General features: G+C 74.0%; 16 protein-coding genes, 1 rRNA gene and 1 pseudogene. 4 read left to right on the plus strand and 14 right to left on the minus strand.

Annotation, left to right across the window (positions count from 1 at the left end; all coding sequences use genetic code 11):
- Positions 1–6: 6 nt before the first annotated feature.
- A complete protein-coding gene (locus tag ACZ518_RS34760) occupies positions 7–1,389 on the plus strand; it encodes an FAD-binding protein (protein ID WP_469117014.1) in 1,383 nt (460 codons plus the stop codon).
- Positions 1,390–1,407: 18 nt separating this feature from the next.
- On the opposite strand, the gene ACZ518_RS34765 is transcribed toward ACZ518_RS34760, so the two are convergent.
- Together ACZ518_RS34765 and ACZ518_RS34770 are read right to left on the minus strand one after the other, a co-directional pair.
- A complete protein-coding gene (locus ACZ518_RS34765) occupies positions 1,408–3,045 on the minus strand; it encodes a flavin monoamine oxidase family protein (RefSeq protein WP_469117015.1) in 1,638 nt (545 codons plus the stop codon).
- Positions 3,046–3,056: 11 nt separating this feature from the next.
- Positions 3,057–4,613, minus strand: a complete 1,557-nt coding sequence (locus ACZ518_RS34770; RefSeq protein WP_469117016.1) for an APC family permease — start codon at positions 4,611–4,613, stop codon at positions 3,057–3,059.
- 208 nt (positions 4,614–4,821) lie between these two features.
- Here ACZ518_RS34770 and ACZ518_RS34775 point away from each other — a divergent pair, with 208 nt between their 5' ends.
- Positions 4,822–6,447 (plus strand): PucR family transcriptional regulator, encoded by a 1,626-nt coding sequence (locus tag ACZ518_RS34775; RefSeq protein WP_469117017.1) that lies wholly within the window; start codon positions 4,822–4,824, stop codon positions 6,445–6,447.
- A gap of 333 nt (positions 6,448–6,780) precedes the next feature.
- Here ACZ518_RS34775 and ACZ518_RS34780 read toward each other — a convergent pair whose 3' ends face one another.
- The 5 genes from ACZ518_RS34780 to ACZ518_RS34800 form a co-directional block, all read right to left on the minus strand.
- Positions 6,781–7,893 carry a glycosyltransferase family 4 protein gene (locus tag ACZ518_RS34780; RefSeq protein WP_469117018.1) on the minus strand — a complete coding sequence of 371 codons (1,113 nt, stop codon included), beginning with the start codon at positions 7,891–7,893 and terminating at the stop codon, positions 6,781–6,783.
- Between the two features lie 146 nt (positions 7,894–8,039).
- Positions 8,040–9,758: a DNA repair protein RecN gene (recN, locus tag ACZ518_RS34785; protein WP_469117038.1), complete on the minus strand. Its 1,719-nt coding sequence runs from the start codon at positions 9,756–9,758 to the stop codon at positions 8,040–8,042.
- A gap of 115 nt (positions 9,759–9,873) precedes the next feature.
- Positions 9,874–10,812, minus strand: coding sequence for an NAD kinase (locus ACZ518_RS34790; RefSeq protein WP_469117019.1), 939 nt, complete (start codon positions 10,810–10,812; stop codon positions 9,874–9,876).
- 47 nt (positions 10,813–10,859) lie between these two features.
- Positions 10,860–11,675 carry a TlyA family RNA methyltransferase gene (locus ACZ518_RS34795; protein ID WP_469117020.1) on the minus strand — a complete coding sequence of 272 codons (816 nt, stop codon included), beginning with the start codon at positions 11,673–11,675 and terminating at the stop codon, positions 10,860–10,862.
- Between the two features lie 7 nt (positions 11,676–11,682).
- Positions 11,683–11,946, minus strand: a complete 264-nt coding sequence (locus ACZ518_RS34800; protein ID WP_469117021.1) for a hypothetical protein — start codon at positions 11,944–11,946, stop codon at positions 11,683–11,685.
- A 65-nt stretch (positions 11,947–12,011) separates the two neighbouring features.
- Between ACZ518_RS34800 and ACZ518_RS34805 the strand changes: the two genes are divergently transcribed.
- Complete coding sequence (locus ACZ518_RS34805; RefSeq protein ID WP_469117022.1) at positions 12,012–12,359, plus strand: alkyl sulfatase C-terminal domain-containing protein; 348 nt, start codon at positions 12,012–12,014, stop codon at positions 12,357–12,359.
- 211 nt (positions 12,360–12,570) lie between these two features.
- Here ACZ518_RS34805 and ACZ518_RS34810 read toward each other — a convergent pair whose 3' ends face one another.
- From ACZ518_RS34810 to ACZ518_RS34825, 4 genes are all read right to left on the minus strand, one after another.
- Positions 12,571–13,407: an ABC transporter ATP-binding protein gene (locus ACZ518_RS34810; protein ID WP_469117023.1), complete on the minus strand. Its 837-nt coding sequence runs from the start codon at positions 13,405–13,407 to the stop codon at positions 12,571–12,573.
- A complete protein-coding gene (locus ACZ518_RS34815; protein WP_469117024.1) occupies positions 13,404–14,477 on the minus strand; it encodes a FecCD family ABC transporter permease in 1,074 nt (357 codons plus the stop codon). Before ACZ518_RS34815 ends, ACZ518_RS34810 begins: the two co-directional genes overlap by 4 nt.
- The gene (locus ACZ518_RS34820; protein ID WP_469117039.1) at positions 14,474–15,520 is read right to left on the minus strand and encodes a FecCD family ABC transporter permease; all 1,047 of its coding nucleotides are present in this window, start codon (positions 15,518–15,520) and stop codon (positions 14,474–14,476) included. Before ACZ518_RS34820 ends, ACZ518_RS34815 begins: the two co-directional genes overlap by 4 nt.
- A 75-nt stretch (positions 15,521–15,595) precedes the next feature.
- Entirely contained in the window at positions 15,596–16,645 is a 1,050-nt protein-coding gene (locus ACZ518_RS34825; RefSeq protein WP_469117025.1) for an HAD-IIA family hydrolase, read from the minus strand.
- A gap of 134 nt (positions 16,646–16,779) precedes the next feature.
- On the opposite strand from ACZ518_RS34825, the gene ACZ518_RS34830 reads away from it, so the two are divergent.
- Positions 16,780–18,051 (plus strand): DUF1015 domain-containing protein, encoded by a 1,272-nt coding sequence (locus tag ACZ518_RS34830; protein WP_469117026.1) that lies wholly within the window; start codon positions 16,780–16,782, stop codon positions 18,049–18,051.
- A gap of 99 nt (positions 18,052–18,150) precedes the next feature.
- Here the strand turns inward: ACZ518_RS34830 and ACZ518_RS34835 are convergent, their stop codons facing one another.
- The 3 genes and pseudogenes from ACZ518_RS34835 to rrf all read right to left on the minus strand — a co-directional run.
- Positions 18,151–19,023 (minus strand): tetratricopeptide repeat protein, encoded by an 873-nt coding sequence (locus tag ACZ518_RS34835; RefSeq protein ID WP_469117040.1) that lies wholly within the window; start codon positions 19,021–19,023, stop codon positions 18,151–18,153.
- A gap of 66 nt (positions 19,024–19,089) precedes the next feature.
- Positions 19,090–20,502, minus strand: a pseudogene (locus tag ACZ518_RS34840) (hypothetical protein); the annotation flags it as partial.
- A gap of 138 nt (positions 20,503–20,640) precedes the next feature.
- Positions 20,641–20,731: ribosomal RNA gene (rrf, locus tag ACZ518_RS34845) — 5S ribosomal RNA — on the minus strand; the annotation flags it as partial.

Below are 20,731 nucleotides of genomic sequence, written 5' to 3' on the forward strand. Positions count from 1 at the left end.
GTGGCCATGGCGCCCCTCTCCAAGGCGGGTGCGGCCCTCTCCGTGCTCCGCGAGGATCTGGCCGGCGACGTCTTCGCCCCGGACGACCCGGGGTACGACGAGGCCCGGACCCTGTTCAACGCGATGATCGACCGCCGGCCGGCGGTGATCGCCCAGTGCGAGGGCGCGTCGGACGTGGTGACGGCGGTGCGCTTCGCCCGGGAGCTGGACCTGCCGGTCGCCGTGCGCGGGGGCGGGCACAGCGTGGCGGGGATGTCCCTGAACGACGGGGGCGTGGTCGTGGACCTGCGCCGGATGCACGCGGTGACCGTCCATCCGGCGGCGCGGGCCGCGCACATCGGGGGCGGGGCGACGATGAGCCACCTGGACCGGGCCTGCGAGCCGCACGCGCTGGCGACGACCGGTGGCCGGGTCTCCACCACCGGGGTGGGCGGCTTCGTGCTGGGCGGGGGGACGGGCTGGCTGGACCGGAAGTTCGGCCTGGCGGTGGACAACCTGCTGGGCGTGGACCTGGTCACCGCCGACGGAGAGCTGCTGCACGCCACGGCCGAGGATCACCCGGACCTGTTCTGGGGGCTGCACGGCGGCGGCGGGAACTTCGGCATCGCGACCTCGCTGACGCTGCGGCTGCACGAGCTGCCCCACATGTCGATCGCTTTCCTGCTGTACCTGCCGGAGCGCGGCCCGGAGGTGGTGCGCACCTTCCGGGACGTCATCGAGGCGGGCCCGCCCGAGGCGGGCGGCGGCGCCATCTACCTGACGGCACCGCCCGAGGAGTTCGTCCCGTCGCACCTGGTGGGGCTGCTGCTGGCGGGCGTGCTGCTGACGTACGCGGGCCCCGAGGACGGGCTGCGCGAGCTGGCGGAGCCGCTGCTGGCGATCCCGCACGAGGTGGAGATGGTCACGCCCATCCCGTACGCCGACCTCCAGTGCATGATCGACGACCCCCCGGGGCTGCGGAACTACTGGTCGGCGGAGTACCTGACCGGCGCGCCGGACGAGTTCGTGGACGCGTTCTGCGCGCGGGCCGACACGATGCCGGTGCCGTCGGGCACCCAGCACGTGCTGTTCCCGCAGGGCGGGGCGATCGCCTCCGGCCCGGCCGGCTACCCGGTCCCCTACCGCGACGCGCCCTGGGCGGTGCACCCGTTCGGGATGTGGGAGGACCCGGCCGACGACGACCGGGTACGGGAGTGGGTCAGGGACGTCCGCGCCGACGCCCGGCCGTGGAGCACCGGCGCGGTGTACCTGAACTTCACCGGGGACGAGGGCGCGGACCGGGTCGTGGCGGGCCTGGGTGCCGAGAACATGCGGCGCCTGGGCGAGCTGAAGCGGCGTTACGACCCGGACAACGTCTTCCGCTTCAACCACAACATCAAGCCCCTGTGAGGCGCCCCCGCGCGGGTGTCAGGTGAGTGCGGCGATCACCTCCCGGGCGGCCCGTTCGCCCTCGGTGGCGCCGCCCTCCATGAAGCCCTGGAAGTCGTAGCTGCAGTGCTCGCCGCCGATGTGGACGTTGCCCTGGGCGGTGCCCTCGTACTTGGCGTAGCGGTGCAGGTAGCCGGTGGGCCAGTAGGAGTAGGCGCCCAGCGAGTAGGGGTTGCGGTGCCAGGCGGAGAGCTGGGCGCGGCCGGTCCAGACGGCCTTGGTGCCGGGGTAGAAGGCGTCGATGCCGGTGAGCATCCGGTCGGCGAGGGCCCGTACGTAGGGGTCGGTCTCGGTGGCGAAGGGGCTCGCGGGGGTGAGGGAGCCGGCGAGGCTGCCGCCGCCGTACTGGAGGAGGATGCCGCCGCTGCCGGGCTGGACCTTGGTGGTGTCCCAGGTCTGCTGGACGTCGGAGTCGGTGAAGCAGTCGCCTGCGGAGACGCCCGGCCAGGGGCCGGTGCCGCGCCAGGGCCGGGCGGTGAACTGCATGTTGAGCTTGGTGCAGTGGCCCATGCGGGCGTCGCGCAGCAGGTCGCGCATCAGCGGGTCGAAGCCCGCCCCCGAGGTGTCGAGGTTCTGGAGCACCGGCAGCGGCAGGCAGAGGACGGTGTGGTCGGCGACGGCGGTGCGGGTGGCGCCGGAGTCGTCGAAGGTGAGGGTCTGGGTGCCGTCGGCGTTGGCCCGTACGGCGAGCAGCGCGCGGCCCATGACGAGCGTGCCGGGCGCCAGGGCGGCGGCGATGGCGTTCGGGAGCCGGTCGTTGCCGCCGATGACGTGGTAGCGCTCGTTGGACAGGCCCCAGACGTTGAAGTTGCCGGGGTTGGGCTGGTAGCCCATCAGCAGGACCAGGGCGAGGGCGGACTGGGCGGTGGTGTCGGCGCCGTACTCGACGTTGTAGGCGACGTCGATGAACCGGCCCAGCCGCGAGCCGTGGCCGCCGGGGACGCGGGTCTCGATCCATTCGTACAGCGTCATGTTGTCCAGGGCCGTCCCGGCGGGGGTGGAGCTGTTCCAGCTGACCTCGCCGGCTTCCTGGAGGTCGCGGTGGAGCGCCTGGTAGACGGCCTTGAAGTCCTCGTCGGCCTGGGTGCGGGAGTAGTAGCCGCCGTTGAACCAGAGGACCTCCTCCGCTCCGTTGGGTCCGCCGCCGAGGAAGTCCTCGACGGGCAGGCCGAAGCGGCGGCAGAGTTCGAGGATCTTCTTGTGGCTGGTGTCGATCAGCTCGCCGCCGATCTCGGAGGTCTGGCCGTACGCCCAGTGGCCGCGCTGGGTCCACATGCGGCCGCCGACGCGGGCCGGGTTGGCCTCGTAGAGGGTGCAGGGGACGCCTGCGTCCTGGAGGGTGAGCGCGGCGGTGAGGCCGGAGATCCCGGCGCCGACGACGGCGACGCGGGCGGGGGCGGCGGGCTTCTTGGCTGGGGCGCCGTCCGCGGCGTGGGCGGGGGCGGCCGCCGTCGCGGAGGAGGCGAGGGCGGTGCCGAGGCCGAGCGCGGCGGCCCGGGAGAGGAGTTCGCGGCGGGTGGAGCCGCGCACCTCGGCGACGGGCAGGCGCAGCCGGCGGGCGGCGGCGTGTTCGGCGGCGAGCTGCCGCAGGGAGCGCATCAGGGGCGTACGGGCCATGGCGGGGCTCCTCAGACGGTGGCGGCGGCCGGGCCGGAGGCGGCGGCGTCGGGGGCGTGGGGGTCGTCGGTGCGTTCGGCGGCGTCCTCCAGGACGATCCGGCCGATGACCTCGTACCGCTCGGGGGCCTTCGCCTTCAGCCAGAGGCCCAGCGCCAGGCCGCCGAGGAAGACCGCGCCGACGATCCACGGGATGAGCTTGAAGAACAGCGACCCGGCGGCGGCGCCCGCGGCGGTCTCCATGTTGAGCACCAGCAGGACCACGACGGCGGTCATCCCGATCCCGCCGAGCAGCGGCGCGGTGAAGGTCCTGAACCAGTGCCGGTCCTCGGGGTGGTTGGCGCGGAAGTAGCCGATGACGGCGAAGGAACACAGGGTTTGGACGATCAGGATCGCCATCGTGCCGAGGATCGCGAGCAGCGTGTACAGGTGCAGGTACGGGTCCTGGCCGGTGAGCCAGAAGCCGGCGACGAGGGCGGTGGCGATGGCCGTCTGGGCCACGGAGGCGACGTACGGGGAGCCGTGGCGGTGGTGGGTGCGGCCGAGGCCGGGGTGCAGGAAGCCCTCGCGGCCGATGGCGTACAGGTAGCGGGCGGCGCACTGGTGGAAGGCCATCCCGCAGGCGAACGAGCCGGTGAGCAGCAGCCACTGGAAGGCGTCGACGGCCCAGGCGCCGATGAAGGTGCTGGTGGGGGCGAAGAACAGGTCCAGGGGGCTCGCGGAGGCGGAGAGGGTGACGGAGTCGGCCAGGCCGTTGCCGGCGATGGTCATCCAGGAGACGTAGATGTAGAAGAGGCCCACTCCGACGACGGAGATGATGGTGGCCTTGGGGATGACCCGCTTGGGGTCGCGGGACTCCTCGCCGTACATCGCGGTGGACTCGAAGCCGACCCAGGACCAGAAGGCGAAGAAGAGACCGAGCCCGGCGGAGGTTCCGGTGAAGGCGTTCTTCGGGTTGACGGGCTCCAGCGGGATCCCGTCGGGGCCGCCGCCCGCGAGGAGCACGGCGGTGGCGACGGCGAAGAGGACGGCGATCTCGGCGACGAGCATCACGCCGAGGGCCTTGGCGGTGAGGTTGATGTCGAAGTGGGCGAGGACGGCGGTGACGGCCAGCATGGCGGCCGCGTAGAGGATCCACGGCAGGTCCACGCCGAGCTGGTCGTGGACGGTCGTCTTCGCGAAGTAGGAGAAGACGCCGACGATCGAGGCCTCGAAGACGATGTACGCGAGGACGGCGAGCATCCCGGAGGCCATGCCGGCGATCCGGCCGAGGCCGTGCGAAATGTATCCGTAGAAGGCGCCGGCGGCGGTGATCCGCTTGGCCATGGCCACGTAGCCGACCGCGAAGACGGTGAGGACGACGGTCGCGAAGAGGTATCCGGCGGGGGCGCCGGTGCCGTTGCCGAAGCCGACCGCGATGGGGAGGTTGCCGGTCATCGCGGTGATCGGCGCGGCGGTGGCGACCGCCATGAAGACGACGCCGACGAGGCCGACGGAGTTGGCCTTCAGGCGCTGGACCGGGGGCGCGGCCCCGGCGGCGGGCGGAGGCGTGGCGCTGGCTCTGCTCATGGAGTCCTCGTTCCTGCTTCCTGATGGGTCTTTCTCTGCTCTGTCCGAGGGCCGTCACTCTCCACCCGGGTGACGCACACCACAATCGGCACGCAGTCCGATAATCTCCTTGCAAGGACGACGAGTTGTCGGTCCGGACGGGGGCATATCGGACTCCGTAACCGTCCGGTGATGTGCGCGGAACAGGACGGCCGGTACCGTCCGCGATATGGACGACCAGGGCGGAATCACGGTTCAGCGGGCACTTGAGCTGCCGGGACTGCGCGGCGGGCTCCCGGAGGTCGTCGCCTGCGCCGACCGGCTGGGACGGACCGTGCGCTGGGTGCACGCGGGCGAGGTGCCGAACATCGCCTCGCTGCTCAAGGGCGGCGAGCTGCTGCTGACCACCGGGCTCGGACTGGGCACCCGGCCGGCCGAACAGCGCGCCTTCGTACGCCGCCTCGCGGACCGGGGCATCGCCGCGCTGGTCGTGGAGCTGGGCCCGCGCTTCACCCGGCTGCCCGCCACGATCGTCGAGACCGCCAAAGCAGCCGGGCTGCCGCTGGTCCAACTCCACCGCGAGGTCCCGTTCGTGACGGTGACGGAGGAGGTCCACACCGAGATCGTCAACGGCCACTACGCCCTGCTCCAGCGGGCCGAGGAAGTCCACCGGCGCTGCACGGAGGCCCTGCTGGGCGGCGGCGGGATCCCGCAGGTGCTGCGCATCCTGGCCGACTTCACCGGCAACCCGGTCTTCCTGGAGACCCCGGACGGCCAACTCCTCTACGCCGCCGGACCGGTGGCGGGGGAGGCGGCGGCGGACCCGCTCCAGGTGTGGGAGGGGCTGCGCGGCCAGCGCGCGTCCGAGCCGTCGGCGAACGCGGTGGTGGTCGACGTACCGGGCGGCGGCCACGGCACGGGATCGGTCCGGGCGCGGGTCGTCCTGGTCGGGGTGTCGGCGCCGCTGCTGCCGGTGCACCGGATGGCGGCGGAGCGGACGGCGGGGGTCCTCGCGGTGGTGCTGATGCAGGCGCGGCAGGAGGAGGAGCTGGCCGCGCGCGGCCGGGGGGACTTCCTCACGGACCTGGCGGAGGGCCGGATCTCGGCGGAGGACGCCCCGGCGCAGGCCCGGGTCCTGGGCTTCCGGCCGGGGACGGGCCCGCTGCTGCCGATCGTCATGCGGCTGTCCACGGACCTGGGGGCCTCGGGGAACTGGGCGGTGCTCGCCCGGGCGGTACTGGAGGAGCTGTCCTCGGTCGGGGTACCGGTACTGCTCGGCGTCCGCCCGGTGGAGGGCCGGGTGCCGCTGCTGGTCTCCCTGCGCACCGAGTCGGAACGCACGACGGTCGCGGACCGGGTCGCCGCCGCGCTGCGGGCGGGCGTCGAACGGGCCGGCCTCGACCGGGCCTCCGCCCCGCCGGCCGTGGTCGTGGGCGTCGCGGGCGGCTGGGCGGCCGCCTCCTCGGGCCTGCGGCACGCCGCCGAGACCGCCACCGCGGCCCACGGCCTGCCGGCCCGGCCCTGGTACGACGCCCGCCGCCTGGACATCGACCTCCTGCTGTGGCGCCTGCGCGAACACCCCGACCTGGCGGCCTTCGTGGACCGCGCGATCGGGGCCCTGCGGGTCCACGACGCCACCTCCCGTCCCCCTCTGCTCCCGACGCTGGAGACGTACCTGGCCCACGCCGGCCGCAAGGCGGAGACCGCGCGCGAGCTCCACCTGAACCGCCAGACCCTGTACAACCGCCTGGCCCGCATCGCGGAACTCCTGGGCACGGACCTGGACGACCCCGAAACGGTCCTCTCCCTCAGCCTGGCCCTCCGCGCCCGCCGGCACACCGCTTCTCCTTCTTGACGCGCCGCTCGCGCGGCTCGGCCGCGGGCGGCCTCACCGGCTTCGCGCCGCTGCGACAGCCTCCGGCCGTCGGACCCTGGGCGGGGGTGGTGCGGGTGGCTGGGGCCGGCGGGTTCTGCGGGTGGGTGTGCCGCTGCGCGGGGGCCGTTCCCCACCCGCCTTCGCCTGTTCCCCGGGGCGCTGCCTCGGACCCCGCGCCTCAATCGCCGGCGGGCGCGGAGGGCCCGTACAGGGTTCGGGGCGGAGCCCCGAGGAATGGTGGACGGGCGGGTAGGGGACGCCCGCGCAGCGGCAACCGACGCAGCCCCCACCCGTCCCCGGAAGCGCCGGAGGCTAACGGCGGTCCATCAGTTCGTCGTACACGGCCAGGACCTGCGCCACCGTGTCGTCCTCCGACGGCCACGTCGCCGCCTGGGCGCGTCCCGCCACCGCGAGGGCGGCCCGGCGGTCCGGGTCGTCCAGGAGGGCCGCCACCGCGCCCGCCAGCGCGCCCGAGTCGCCGTAGGGGACCAGCACGGCCGCGTCGCCGACCAGCTCCGGGACCGCGCCGACCTCGGTGGCCACCAGGGCCACCCCCGCCCGCAGCGCCTCCTGCGCCAGCAGGGAGCGGCCCTCCCAGCGGCTCGGCAGTACCGCCACGTCCGCCGCCGCGAGCAGCCGGTCGGCGTCCCGGCGGCGGCCCAGCAGCCGCACCGGGAGGCCCTCCTCCTCGATGCGCCGGGTCAGTTCGGGCCGCAGCGGCCCCTCCCCCGCGATCACCAGCAGCGGCGGCGGCTCCAGCACCCGCCACGCCCGTGCCGCGTCCAGCAGGACGGAGTACCCGCGCCGCGCCACCAGGCTGCCGACCGCGATGATCAGCGGGCGTTCCACCGCGCCCAGTTCCGCCCGGGTCTTGCCCGCGTCGGGCAGCGCCGCCGCGGCCGGGACGGCCACCGCGGCCAGCCGCGCGTCCCGCGCCCCGCGCCGCCGCGCGAGGTCGACCTGGTCGGAGGAGGAGCCCAGCACCACCGCCGCGGCCCGGGCCACGTGCCGCTCCAGGAGCCGGCTCAGCCGCCCGAGCGGCCCCCCGGGCTCCGGCGCGCTGCCGTGCCAGGTCACCACCAGCGGCACCTGCCGTCCGCGCCCGCGGCGCAGGGCCAGCGCGGCCCGCATCCCGGCCCGGATCCCGTGGGCGTGCACCACGTCGGCCCCGGCGCAGGCGGCCCGCAGGGCGCTCGCCGCGTCGGGGGTGAACTCCGCCCCGGCGCCGGTGAAGTCGTACTCCCCCTCGGCCGCTACGGGGGCGCACACGGTGACCCGTACGCCCCGCGCCGCCAGTCCCGTCGCCAGGGACCGCACGTGCGCGCTGCTGCCCGCGCCCGCACCGCCGAGGACCTGGACGGTACGCAGCGGGGGCCGCCCGTACGGCTGTGCGGGGGCCGGGAAGGAGGCCGGGGAGCTGCTCACGGGCCGTAGCTCCAGGGTGAGGAGTCAGAGACGTCGCCCAGGATGCCAGTCCGCACGCGCGTTCCGGGACCATACGGGTGCGTATCCCGTACGGGATACCGCAGTGCGCCCCCCAGCCTCACCCACACGGGCTAACGATGCCGTCGTCACGCGTCCGCGCGCGCCGCCTCCAGCAGCTCCTCGGCGTGGGCCCGCGCCGTCTGGGAGTCCTCCTGGCCGGCCAGCATCCGCGACAGCTCGCGGATCCGGTCCTCGCCCTCCAGCACGGTCACCCCGGACCGGGTCACCGATCCGTCGACGGTCTTCTCCACCAGCAGCTGGCGGTCCGCGAAGGCCGCGACCTGCGGCAGGTGGGTGACGACCACGACCTGAGCGGACTTGGCCAGCTTCGCGAGCCGCCGCCCGATCTCGACGGCCGCCTTGCCGCCGACGCCCGCGTCGACCTCGTCGAAGAGGTACGTGGGCACGGGCGCGGAACCGGCGAAGACGACCTCCACCGCCAGCATGACCCGCGACAGCTCACCGCCCGAGGCGCCCTTGGCGATCGGCCGCGGCTGGGCACCGGGGTGCGGGGCCAGCAGCAGCTCGACCTCGTCGGCGCCCGCGGGCCCGTACGCGACCGTGCGCCCGCCGACCTCGACGCCGTCGGCGTCCTCGGTCTGCCGGATCTCGATGGTCACCCGGGCGTGGGGCATGGCCAGGGAGGCCAGCTCCTCGGTGACGGCGGCGGCGAAGCGCTCGGCGGCCTCCGTCCGGGCGTCCGTCAGGGCCTGCGCCAGCAGCGACAGCTCCTCGCGCAGGGCGTCCCGCTCGGCGGTCAGCTCGGTGATCCGCTCGTCGTCCCCGTCCAGCTCCAGCAGCCGCGCCGAACCCTGCTGGGCCCAGTCGAGCACCGAGTCGACGGACTCCCCGTACTTGCGGGTCAGCTGGGTCAGGGCGGCCCGCCGCTCTTCCACCGCGGCCAGCCGCAGCGGATCGGCGTCCAGGTCGTCGGCGTACCCGGCGAGTTCCCCGGCGACGTCGGCGAGCAGGATGCCCAGCTCCCCGATCCGGTCGGCGAGCGCGCCGAGCGCCGGGTCGTGGGAGCGTACGGACTCCAGCGCGCGGTGGGCGCCCGCGACGAGGGTGTTGGCGTCGACGCCCTCCGGGTCCTCGACGTCTCCGGCGAGCGCCGCGTGCGCGGCCTGCGCGGCGGAGGCCAGGGACTCGGCGTGCCCGAGCCGTTCGGCCTCGGCCGCGAGCTCGGCGTCCTCGCCGGGCAGCGGCTCGACGGCGGCGATCTCGTCCAGCCCGAAGCGCAGCAGGTCCGCCTCCTGCGCCCGTTCGCGGGCGCGGGTGGTGATGGCGTCCAGCTCGGCGGTGGCGGCGCGCAGCCGCCGGTACGCGCCGGCGTACTTCTCCAGCGGGACGGCGACGGTGTCGCCGGCGTACCGGTCGAGGGCCTGGCGCTGGCGGGCCGGGCGCAGCAGGCCCTGCTGGTCGGTCTGGCCGTGGACGGCGACGAGTTCGTCGGCGAGTTCGGAGAGCAGGCCCACGGGCACGGAGCGGCCGCCGACGTGGGCGCGGGAGCGCCCCTCGGCGGACACGGTCCGGCTGATCAGCAGGGCGCCCTCGTCGAGCTCGGCCCCGGCCTCCTCGGCGCGTACGGCGGCGGGTGCGTCCGGGCGCAGGACGACGCGCCCCTCGACCACCGCGGCCTTGGCCCCGATCCGTACCAGGGCGGGGTCGGCACGGCCGCCGAGCAGCAGCCCGAGGCTGGTGACGACCATCGTCTTGCCCGCACCGGTCTCGCCGGTCACCGCGGTGAAACCGGGCGACAGCTCGACCACCGCGTCGTCGATGACCCCGAGCGACCGTATCCGCATCTCCTCAAGCACGGGACGACCATACCGAGGTTTCACGGGTGGCATGTGACCTCACCCGCCCGAAACTTCTCGAACGGATGTGCTATTGGCGTATCGGGGAAGGCTAGACACCCCCCTAGTGCGGTGCCCCGCGCCACCCCGAGACCGGCAGCGCGAACTTCGCCACCAGCCGGTCCGTGAACGACGCGTGGTGCAGCCGGGCGAGCCGGACCGGCACCGTCCCCCGGCGGACCTCCACCCGCGCCCCGGCGGGCAGCTCCAGCGTCCTGCGCCCGTCGCACCACAGGGCGCCGTGCGGGGTCCCGTTCTGCACCTCCACCGCCAGCACCGAGGTGGGCGAGGTCACCAGCGGCTTCGCGAACAGCGCGTGGGCGCTGATCGGCACCATCAGCAGCGCCTCCACCTCCGGCCAGACCACCGGCCCGCCCGCGGAGAACGCGTACGCCGTGGAACCCGTCGGCGTCGCGCAGACGATCCCGTCGCAGCCGAAGCCGGTCACCGGGCGCCCGTCGATCTCCAGGACCACCTCCAGCATCCGCTCGGCGGACACCTTCTGGACGGCGGCCTCGTTCAGCGCCCAGTCCCGGTGCACGATGTCACCGTTGGTGCGTACGAGGACGTCGAGGGTCATCCGCTCCTCGACCTCGTACGACCGGGTCACCACCCGGTCCACGACCTTGTCCAGGTCGTCGCGCTCGGCCTCGGCGAGGAACCCCACCCGGCCCAGGTTGACGCCCAGCATCGGCACCCCCGAGCCGCGCGCGAACTCCGCCCCGCGCAGCAGGGTCCCGTCCCCGCCGAGCACGATCAGCAGCTCGCACCCGTCGAACACCTTGGGCGTGCACTCCGCGACGAGCTCCACCTCGGGCGGCAGCGGCAGGTCCCGCGCCTCGTGCTCCAGGACCCGCACCCCGATCCCCGACTTCAGCAGCCCCTGCACCACCAGTTCGGCGCTGCGGATCGCGGCGGGCCGGCCGGTGTGCGCGACCAGGAAGACGGTCCGCGGCCCCTTGGGCTCCGCCGCCTCCCCCGAGGCCGCCCCCTCCGATTCCACCCGACGTGCTGAACCTGCTGAACCTGCTGAACCTGCTGACACATCCGTCACTGCGGCCCCTCCGCCACTGCACGATCGACATCCCCCGGGTCGAGTGCCGGTGCCCCCGCCCGAAGCCACAGAAAGTACTCGACGTTCCCCGACGGCCCCGGCAACGGGCTCGCGGTCACGCCCAGCACGCCCAGCCCCAGCTTCCAGGCCTGCGCCGCGACGTCCTTCACGGCCCCGGCCCGCAGCTCGGCGCTGCGCACCACACCACCGCTGCCCAGGCGGTCCTTGCCCACCTCGAACTGCGGCTTCACCATCAGCACCAGATCGGCGTCCGGCGCCGTGCACCGCACCAGCGCGGGCAGCACCAGGCCGATGGAGATGAAGGACAGGTCCCCGACGACCAGGTCGACCGGGACGCCGTCGATCAGCTCCAGCGTCAGCTCGCGCACGTTCGTACGGTCCTTGACGGTGACCCGCTCGTCGCTCTGCAGCGACCAGGCCAGCTGTCCGTAGCCGACGTCGACGGCGACGACGTGGGCCACGCCCGCGCGCAGCAGCACATCGGTGAACCCGCCCGTCGAGGCGCCCGCGTCCAGCGCCCGGCGGCCCTCGACGGCCAGCCCCTGCGGCCGGAACGCCGCGAGCGCGCCGGCCAGCTTGTGGCCGCCCCGGGAGACGTAGTCGGGGTCGCTGTCGTCCTTGAGGACGACCAGCGCCGCGCTGGTCTCGACCTGGGTGGCCGGTTTGGTGGCGGTGGTACCGCCCACGGTGACCCGGCCCGCGGCGATCAGCTGGGCCGCGTGCTCGCGCGAGCGGGCCATGCTGCGGCGTACCAGTTCGGCGTCCAGGCGGCGGCGTGCCACTCCTGCCACGTTCGGTTCAGCTCCTGTTTTCGTAAGGTCCGGGGACGGGCGGTGCGTCCAGCGCGTCCAGCGCCTCGCGCAGTCCCCTGTGCACATCCTCGTACACCTCGACGTGCCCGTCCGCCGCCAGGTCGTCCGCGTCCGCCAGCCGCTCCAGGTGCGCGTCCACCGCGGCGTGGCCGGTGGGGGTGCGTACGAGGCCCAGCGGCGCGGGCCCGGCGGCGGGGGGCGCGGGCTCGCGGGGGGCGTCCGGGACGCTCCCGGACTGTGCGTCGGTCATGCCACGACGCTACCCCGAAGCGCGGCCGTCACCACCCGCGGCTCTGCGGTACGGTCGTGATCACCATGGCTACGATCCAGGAGTGCCGCGCGGCACTCGACCGACTCTCCGACAACCTGGCCGCGGCGGACGGCGACGTGCGCGGCGCGGCCGCCCTCGACCGTTCCCTGAGCTGCCACATCACGGACCTCGACGAGACCTTCTCCGGGCGCCTCCAGAACGGCGGGATCCGGGTGGACGGGCTCACGCCCGGGCCGCCCCGGTCCAAGGCAGAGATCCGGCTGGCGATGACCGGCGACGACCTGGTCGCGATGGTCGCCGGCGAGCTGAAGTTCGCCAAGGCCTGGGCCTCGGGCCGGGTCCGCCTGGAGGCCGGCTTCCGCGACCTGCTGCGCCTGAAGAGCCTGCTCTAGCCTTCTGACGCGCCGCTCGCACGCCTCGGCCCCGAGCGGCCCCGCCCCCTCAACGCGCCCACTCGCACGCCTCGGCCCCGAGCGGCCCCGCCCCCTCAACGCGCCCACTCGCACGCCTCGGCCGCGAGCGGCCTCCCCGGCTTCGCGGCGCTGCGCCGGACTCCGTCCGGCGGGTGCGGGGCGCTGCCGCGGGCACGGTCCGGCGCGAGCCTCAGACGGCGGCCTTCACGCGGGCCTGCCGGGCGGCCGGGACCACCAGCGGCGTGCCGGTCTCCGGGTCGTCGATGATCTGGCAGCGCACCCCGAACACCTCCTCCACCAGCTCGGCGGTGACCACCTCGGCCGGCGGGCCCTCGGCGACGACCACGCCGCCGCGCAGGGCGATCAGGTGCGTGGCGTAGCGGGCCGCGTGGTTGAGGTCGTGCAGCACCGCGACCAGGGTCCGGCCCCGGGTCTCGTGGAGCTCCGCGCACAGGTCGAGCACGTCGAGCTGGTGCTGGATGTCCAGGTAGGTCGTCGGCTCGTCCAGCAGCAGCAGCGGGGTCTGCTGGGCCAGGGCCATCGCGATCCACACCCGCTGGCGCTGACCGCCCGACAGCTCGTCCACGGCCCGGTCGGCGAGCTCGGCGACGCCGGTCGATGTCATGGACTCGACGACGATCCGCTCGTCCTCCGCCGACCACTGGCGCAGCAGCCCCTGGTGCGGATAGCGGCCGCGCGAGACCAGGTCGGCGACCGTGATGCCGTCCGGGGCGACCGAGGACTGCGGGAGCAGGCCCAGCGTCTTCGCCACCTTCTTCGCGGGCAGCGAGGAGATCGCCTGCCCGTCGAGCAGCACCCGTCCGGCGGCCGGCTTCAGCATCCGCGACAGGGCCCGCAGCAGCGTCGACTTGCCACAGGCGTTGGGGCCCACGATCACCGTGAAGGAGTTGTCGGGGATCTCCACCGACAGGTTCTCCGCGATGACCCGCTGGTCGTAGCCGAGGGTGACGTTCTCCGCGCTCAGCCTCTGCACTTGCCCACTCCTCGTTTCGACCTGCTTGTTCATATACGTCCCGCCTTGCGCTCGGTGACGAGCAGCCAGAGCAGGTAGAGACCGCCGACCAGCCCCGTGACCACGCCCACCGGCAGCTGGTCGGAGCCGAAGGCCCGCTGCGAGGCCAGGTCCGAGGCCAGCAGCAGGACCGCGCCCATCAGCGCACCGGTCAGCAGGTTCGACCCGGGCGACCGCGACAGCCGCCGCGCCAGCTGCGGCGCGGCCAGCGCGACGAAGCTGATCGGCCCGGCCGCGGCGGCGGCCGCGGTGGTCAGCAGGACCGCCGCCAGCATCAGCAGCATCCGGGTCCGTTCCACCGGCACGCCCAGCGCGTACGCGGCGTCGTCGCCCATCTCGATCATCCGCAGCGCCCGGCTCTGCCCGAGGACCAGCGGGAACAGCACGGCGCAGACCGCCAGCAGCGGCCACACCTGCGCCCAGTCCCGCCCGGCCAGCGAACCGGTCAGCCACACCATCGCCCGGGTGGCCTCGACGATCTGCGCCCGGGCGATCAGGTACTGGATGGCGGCCACGAGCACGGCGGACGCCCCGATGCCGACGAGCACCAGCCGGTAGCCGTGGATCCCCTGCTTGTACGCGAGGAGGTAGACGACCAGACCGGTCAGCAGGCCCCCGACGACCGCGCCCAGCGCGACCTCGGTGGCGCCGCCCTTGAACAGGACGATGACGACGAGCGCGCCGACGGCCGACCCGTACCCGAAGCCGAGCATGTCCGGGGAGCCGAGCGGATTGCGCGAGACGGACTGGAAGACCGCCCCGGACATCCCGAGGGCCGCGCCGACCAGCACCGCGACCAGGACCCTCGGCAGCCGCAGGTCGTTGACGATGAAGTCGTCGGCGGGGGTTCCGTTGCCCAGCAGGGTCTGTACGACGTCCCAGGGCGCGATCTCGAAGTCGCCGGTGCCGATCAGCACGACCGCCAGCACCAGGGTCGCCGCGGCCAGCACCAGCCCGGTCAGCAGCGCGCGCGGCTCGACGCGCAGCGAGGTACGGCCGGGTCCGCGCAGGGCCCGCAGCCGGGAGTTCGGCACGGCGGGGGTCTCGGCGGGGGTCGCGGTCACAGCTGGGCCATCCTCTTGCGCCGAACCAGGTGGATGAAGACGGGGCCGCCGATGAGCGCCGTGACGATGCCGACCTGGAGCTCGGACGGCCGGGTGACGACCCGTCCGATCACATCGGCGCCGAGCAGCAGCACGGGCGACAGGACCGCCGAGTACGCGAGCACCCAGCGCATGTCGGGCCCGGCCACCAGGCGGGCCAGGTGCGGGATCATCAGCCCGATGAAGATGATCGGACCGCACGCGGCCGTCGCGGCCCCGCAGAGCAGGGTGATGGCGGCCATCGCCAGGATCCGGGTCCGCGTCAGGTGCGCGCCGAGCGCCCGCGCGGTGTCGTCGCCCATCGCCATCGCGTTGAGGGGCCGGCCCAGCGTCAGCGCGAGCACGCCGCCGAGCAGCAGGAAGGGGGCCACCTGCCGGACGGTGTCCATGTTGGCCGAGGCCAGCGAGCCCACCGTCCAGAAGCGCAGCTTGTCGAGCGCCTTGGTGTCCATCAGCTGCACGGCGTTGATGTAGCCGACGAGGGCCGCGCTGGCCGCCGTGCCGGCGAGCGCCAGGCGCACCGGCGTCGCGCTGCGGCTGCCGCCGAGCACGTACACGGCGGCCGAGACGGCGGCGGCGCCGAGGAAGGCCCACCAGACGTACTCGTTCAGCGTGGCGGCCCCGAAGAAGCTGATCGCCGAGACGACGGCGGCCGCGGCGCCCGCGTTCACGCCGAGGATGCCGGGCTCGGCCAGCGGGTTGCGGGTCAGCGCCTGCATCACCGCGCCGGACAGGCCGAGTCCGAGCCCGACCATCAGCCCGAGGACGGTGCGCGGGACCCGCAGGTCCCGTACGACCACGTCGTTGGTGGTGCCGGAGTAGTGGAACAGGCCGTGCCAGACCTCGCCGAGCGGCATCGGCTTGGCGCCCACGGCGATGCTCGCCACCGCGACCAGGGCCAGCACGGCGAGGGCGATCAGCAGACCGGCCACGCGCGCCGCGTGCCGCGGGCGGGCCACGGGGGGCGGCGCGCTCTGCTCGGTTTCGGGGGGACTCTCAGCCAACACGAAGGTTAGGTTAGCCTACCCTGCGCTTTCTCTGATCACCCGGACCGCCGAGCCCGCCGAGCCCCCGCGGGCTCAGAAACCCAGCTTCGCCAGGGCCTTCTCCACGTCGTCCCCGTACGCCCCGTCCCCGGCCCGCGACCAGGCCGCCGCGCACAGCGCCCGCAACCCGTCCAGCGGATCGCCCGTACCGCCGGCACCGCCCGCCGGCTCCACGTCCAGACGCCCGTCCGCGTGCACCGCGGTCCAGCCGCCGCACCGCCAGCCGCCCGCGTGCTCCACCACCTCCGGCTGCCCGGTCAGCAGCCCGCGCAGGTCCCGGTCCACATAGGTCGGCCGGTGCCTCGGCTCGGCCCGCAACAGCTGCACCGCGTCCGTCACCCCGGTCAGCACCAGCAGCGAGTCCACGTCCCCGTTGAACGCGCCCTCGATGTCGGTGTCCAGCCGGTCCCCCACCACCAGCGGCCGCTCCGCCCCGGTCCGCAGCACCGTCTCCCGGTGCATCGGGGGCAGCGGCTTCCCCGCCACCTGCGGCTCCGCGCCCGTCGCGATCCGTACGACCTCCACGGCCGCCCCGTTGCCCGGTCCGATCCCGCGCGCCCCCGGAATCGTCAGGTCGGTGTTCGACGCGAACCACGGCACCCCCCGGTTGACCGCGTACGCGGCCTCCGCGAACCGCCCCCACTCCAGGTGCGGGCCGCCGTACCCCTGGACCACCGCCGCGAGCCCCTCCTCGTCGGCGGACTCCACCGGCTCCAGCCCGCGCTCGCGCAGCGCCACCCGCAGCCCCTCGCCGCCGATCACCAGCACCTTCGACCCCGGCTCCACCTGCTCCGCGATCAGCCGGGCCACCGCCTGCGCGGAGGTGATCACCTCACCCGCCTCGGTGGGGATCCCCAGCTCGGTCAGGTGCTCCGCGACGGCGTCCGGGGTCCGCAGCGCGTTGTTGGTGACGTACGCCAGGTGCATCCCGTCCTCCCGGGCCACGGCGAGGGACTCCACCGCGTGCGCGATGGCGTGCCCGCCCGCGTACACCACCCCGTCCAGGTCCAGCAGCGCCGTGTCGTACGCCTGGTGCAGACTCCGCTCACTGCCCGCGGGGCCGGTCCTGCTCTGCCGGGTCATCTGGCCACTCCTTTTGAACCGTTCCAAGAACGCTCGAGACATCGGGATTCTCAGGATCGATCTTGTCCGATTTTGCGCTACCCCGTAACTCCCCCGATCATCCCGCATCGCGAGACGGGTCTTACCATGCACCAATGACCACACCTGGCAACGCGGAGCACGGGCTGCGCCTGATCCCCTTCCACGGACTGCGCTACGTCCCGGAGCGCGTCGGCAGCCTGGCGGCAGTGACCTCGCCGCCGTACGACGTGGTCGTACGCCCCGACGGAGTCGACCACCTCGAATCCGCCGACCCGCACAACATCGTCCGGCTGATCCTGCCGCAGGCCCAGACCCCGGCCGCGCGCAACGAGCAGGCCGCCCGCACCCTGCGCGACTGGCTCGCCGGGGGCGTCCTCAGCGCCGACCCGCGGCCCGCGCTCTACGTCTACGAGCAGCGCAAGCCGGGCCTCCTCCAGCGCGGCATCATCGGCGCCCTCGCCCTCTCCCCCGCCGAGGCGGGCGTGGTCCTCCCCCACGAGGACGTCATGCCGGACGTGGTCACCGACCGGGCGGGCCTGATGCGCGCCACCTCGGCCAACCTGGAACCCCTCCTCCTCACCTACCGCGGCGACGGCCCCGGCACCGGAGCGGCCGGCGTCGTCGAGAACACCGCCGCCCGCGAACCGCTGCTGTCCACCGTCACCGAGGACGGCTTCCGCCACAGCCTCTGGGCCATCACGGACCCCGGGGAACTGGCCGCCGTCACCGCCGACCTCGCCCACCGCCAGGCCCTCATCGCCGACGGCCACCACCGCTGGGCGACGTACCTGCGCCTCCAGGAGGAGCACGGCCCCGCCACCCCGTGGGACTTCGGCCTGGTCCTCCTCGTCGACACCGCCCGCTACCCGCTCCAGGTCCGGGCCATCCACCGGATGCTGCGCCGGCTCCCCCTCTCCGAGGCACTGGCCAAGGTCGAGGGCTCCTTCCGGGTCCGCCCCGTCGAGGGCCCGCTGCCGCTGGCCCTGGAGGCCCTCGCGGACGCCTCGGAGCGCGGCAACGCCTTCCTCCTCACCGGCGACGGCTCCTACCACCTGGTCACCGACCCGGACCCGACCCTCATCGAGCGCACCGTCCGCCGCGACCGCCCCGAGGCCTGGCGCCGGCTGGACGCGACCGTGCTGCACGCCTCCCTGCTCGACGCGCTGTGGCAGATCCCGGACGCCCCCGACCACATCTCGTACATCCACGACGCCGCCGCTACCGTCGCCATGGCCGAACGGCACGGCGGCACCGCGGTCCTGCTGCACCCCGTACGGGAGGAGGTCGTCCGGGACCTGGCCCGCCAGGGCGTCACGATGCCCCGCAAGTCCACCTCGTTCGGGCCGAAGCCGGCCACCGGCCTGGTGCTCCGCAGCCTGGACTGACGCCCCCGCCGGGCCCCGGACACGCGAGGGCCCCGGACACACGGAAGGGCGGCACCCCCGAGGGGGTGCCGCCCTTCCGTCGTCCCGCGAGCGCCGCGGTTACGCCTTGCCGCGCTCTTCGTCCTCCACGACCACGAGCTCGTCCGTCAGGTCGACGTCGGCGTCGTCGGCGGGCTCGTACTCCTCGTCGTCCTCGTCGTAGTACTCGGCCTGGTCGGTGGCGCGCTCGGCGGCGGCCACCTCGGCCGGGTCCTGCTCCTCGTCCTCGTCGTCGGCGAGGTCCGCGTCGTCGGCGAGGTCCTCGTCGTCGAGGTCCGCGTCGTCGAGGTCCGCGTCGGACGCGGCGGCGTCCACGAACTCCACGCCGTCGATCTCGGCGAGGCGGTCGGAGGCGTTGGTCGCGCCGTCCTTGTCGGCCTCGAGGGTCTTGGCGAACCACTCGCGCGCCTCGTCCTCACGGCCGGCCGCGAGGAGGGCGTCGGCGTAGGCGTACCGCAGGCGCGCGGTCCACGGCTGCACGGCGCTGGAGGCCAGCTCGGGGCTCTGCAGGGTCACGATGGCGGCGTCGAGCTCGCCCATGTCCCGGCGGGCACCGGCCGCGACGAGACGCATCTCGACCTGCCCGGCCTTGTCCAGCTTCTGCACCTCGGGCTCACCGGCCATGGCCAGCGCCCGCTCCGGACGGCCGAGGCCGCGCTCGCAGTCGGCCATGACGGGCCACAGCTCGACGGAACCGGTCATCCGCTTGGCGGCACGGAACTCGGCGAGCGCCTCGCTGTACTTCTGCGTCGCGTACGCGGCGAAGCCGGCGGCCTCGCGCACGGCGGCGACGCGGGAGGCGAGCCGCAGGGCGATGCGGGAGTACGCGTACGCCTGCTCGGGGTCCTCGTCGATCAGCCGAGCGACCATCACCAGGTTCCGCGAGACCTCCTCGGCGAGCCCCTTGGGCAGGCTCAGGAGCTCCTGGCGCACATCGGCGTCGATCTCGTGGCCGGTGACGTCCTCGTCGATCGGAAGCCGCTTGACCGGGTCGCGGTCGGAGCGGAAGTCGCGGTCACCGCGGTCGTCACGGCGGAAGCCGCCACGGTCGCCACCGCGGTCATCGCGGCCACCACGGTACCCACCACGGTCGCCCCGGTCGTCGCGCCGGAAGCCGCCCCGGTCGCCGCCACGGTCGTCACGGCGCGGGTAGGACGGACGGTCGCCGCCACGGTCGTCACGACCGCCACGGAAACCACCACGGTCGTCATCACGACGCGGGTACGACGGACGGTCCCCGCCACGGTCATCGCGACGCGGGTAGGACGGACGCTCGCCACCACGGTCGTCGCGACGGAACGACGGACGGTCGCCACCACGGTCGTCACGGCGCGGGTAGGACGGACGGTCGCCACCACGGTCATCGCGACCGCCACGGAAACCACCACGGTCGTCATCACGACGCGGGTACGACGGACGGTCCCCGCCACGGTCGTCACGACGCGGGAAGGAGGGACGCTCGCCGCCACGGTCGTCACGGCGCGGGTAGGACGGACGGTCGCCGCCACGGTCGTCACGACCGCCACGGAAACCACCACGGTCGTCATCACGACGCGGGTACGACGGACGGTCCCCGCCACGGTCATCGCGACGCGGGTAGGACGGACGCTCGCCACCACGGTCGTCGCGACGGAACGACGGACGGTCGCCACCACGGTCGTCACGGCGCGGGTAGGACGGACGGTCGCCACCACGGTCATCGCGACCGCCACGGAAACCACCACGGTCGTCATCACGACGCGGGTACGACGGACGGTCCCCGCCACGGTCGTCACGACGCGGGAAGGAGGGACGCTCGCCACCACGGTCGTCACGGCGCGGGTACGACGGACGGTCGCCACCACGGTCGTCACGACCGCCACGGAAACCACCACGGTCGTCATCACGACGCGGGAACGAGGGACGGCCACCGCGGTCGTCATCACGACGCGGGTACGAGGGACGCTCGCCACCACGGTCATCCCGACGCGGGAACGAGGGACGCTCGCCACCACGGTCGTCACGACGGAACGACGGACGGTCCCCGCCACGGTCGTCACGACGCGGGAACGAGGGACGCTCGCCACCACGGTCGTCACGGCGCGGGTAGGACGGACGGTCGCCGCCACGGTCGTCACGACCGCCGCGGAAACCACCACGGTCGTCGTCACGGCGCGGGAACGACGGACGGTCGCCACCGCGGTCGTCGCGGCGGAAGCCACCGCCACCGCCGGCGGGACGCCCACCGCGGTCGTCACGGCGGAAGCCGCCACCGGCACCGCCACCGGCGGGCCGGCCGCCGCGGTCGTCGCGACGGAAGCCACCGCGGTCGCCGCCACGGTCGTCACGACCGCCGCGGTAGCCGCCCCTGTCACCGCCGTCGTTGCGCCGAGGCTCGCGCTCCGGACGATCGTCGGAGTAGTTGGACATGGGTGTGACTCCTGTCTTCGGGGTACCGCTAGTCATTCTCGCGCAGCCAGCCCATGGCCGCGCTTCGGCGTAAAGATGGTGAAAAACAAAAGGACCCTTGGTCCAGCGTTGAACGCTGGACCAAGGGTCCTTTGAAAGATTGTTCGGCGGCGTCCTACTCTCCCACAGGGTCCCCCCTGCAGTACCATCGGCGCTGAAAGGCTTAGCTTCCGGGTTCGGAATGTAACCGGGC

The organism is Streptomyces sp. NPDC033966, assembly GCF_055575955.1.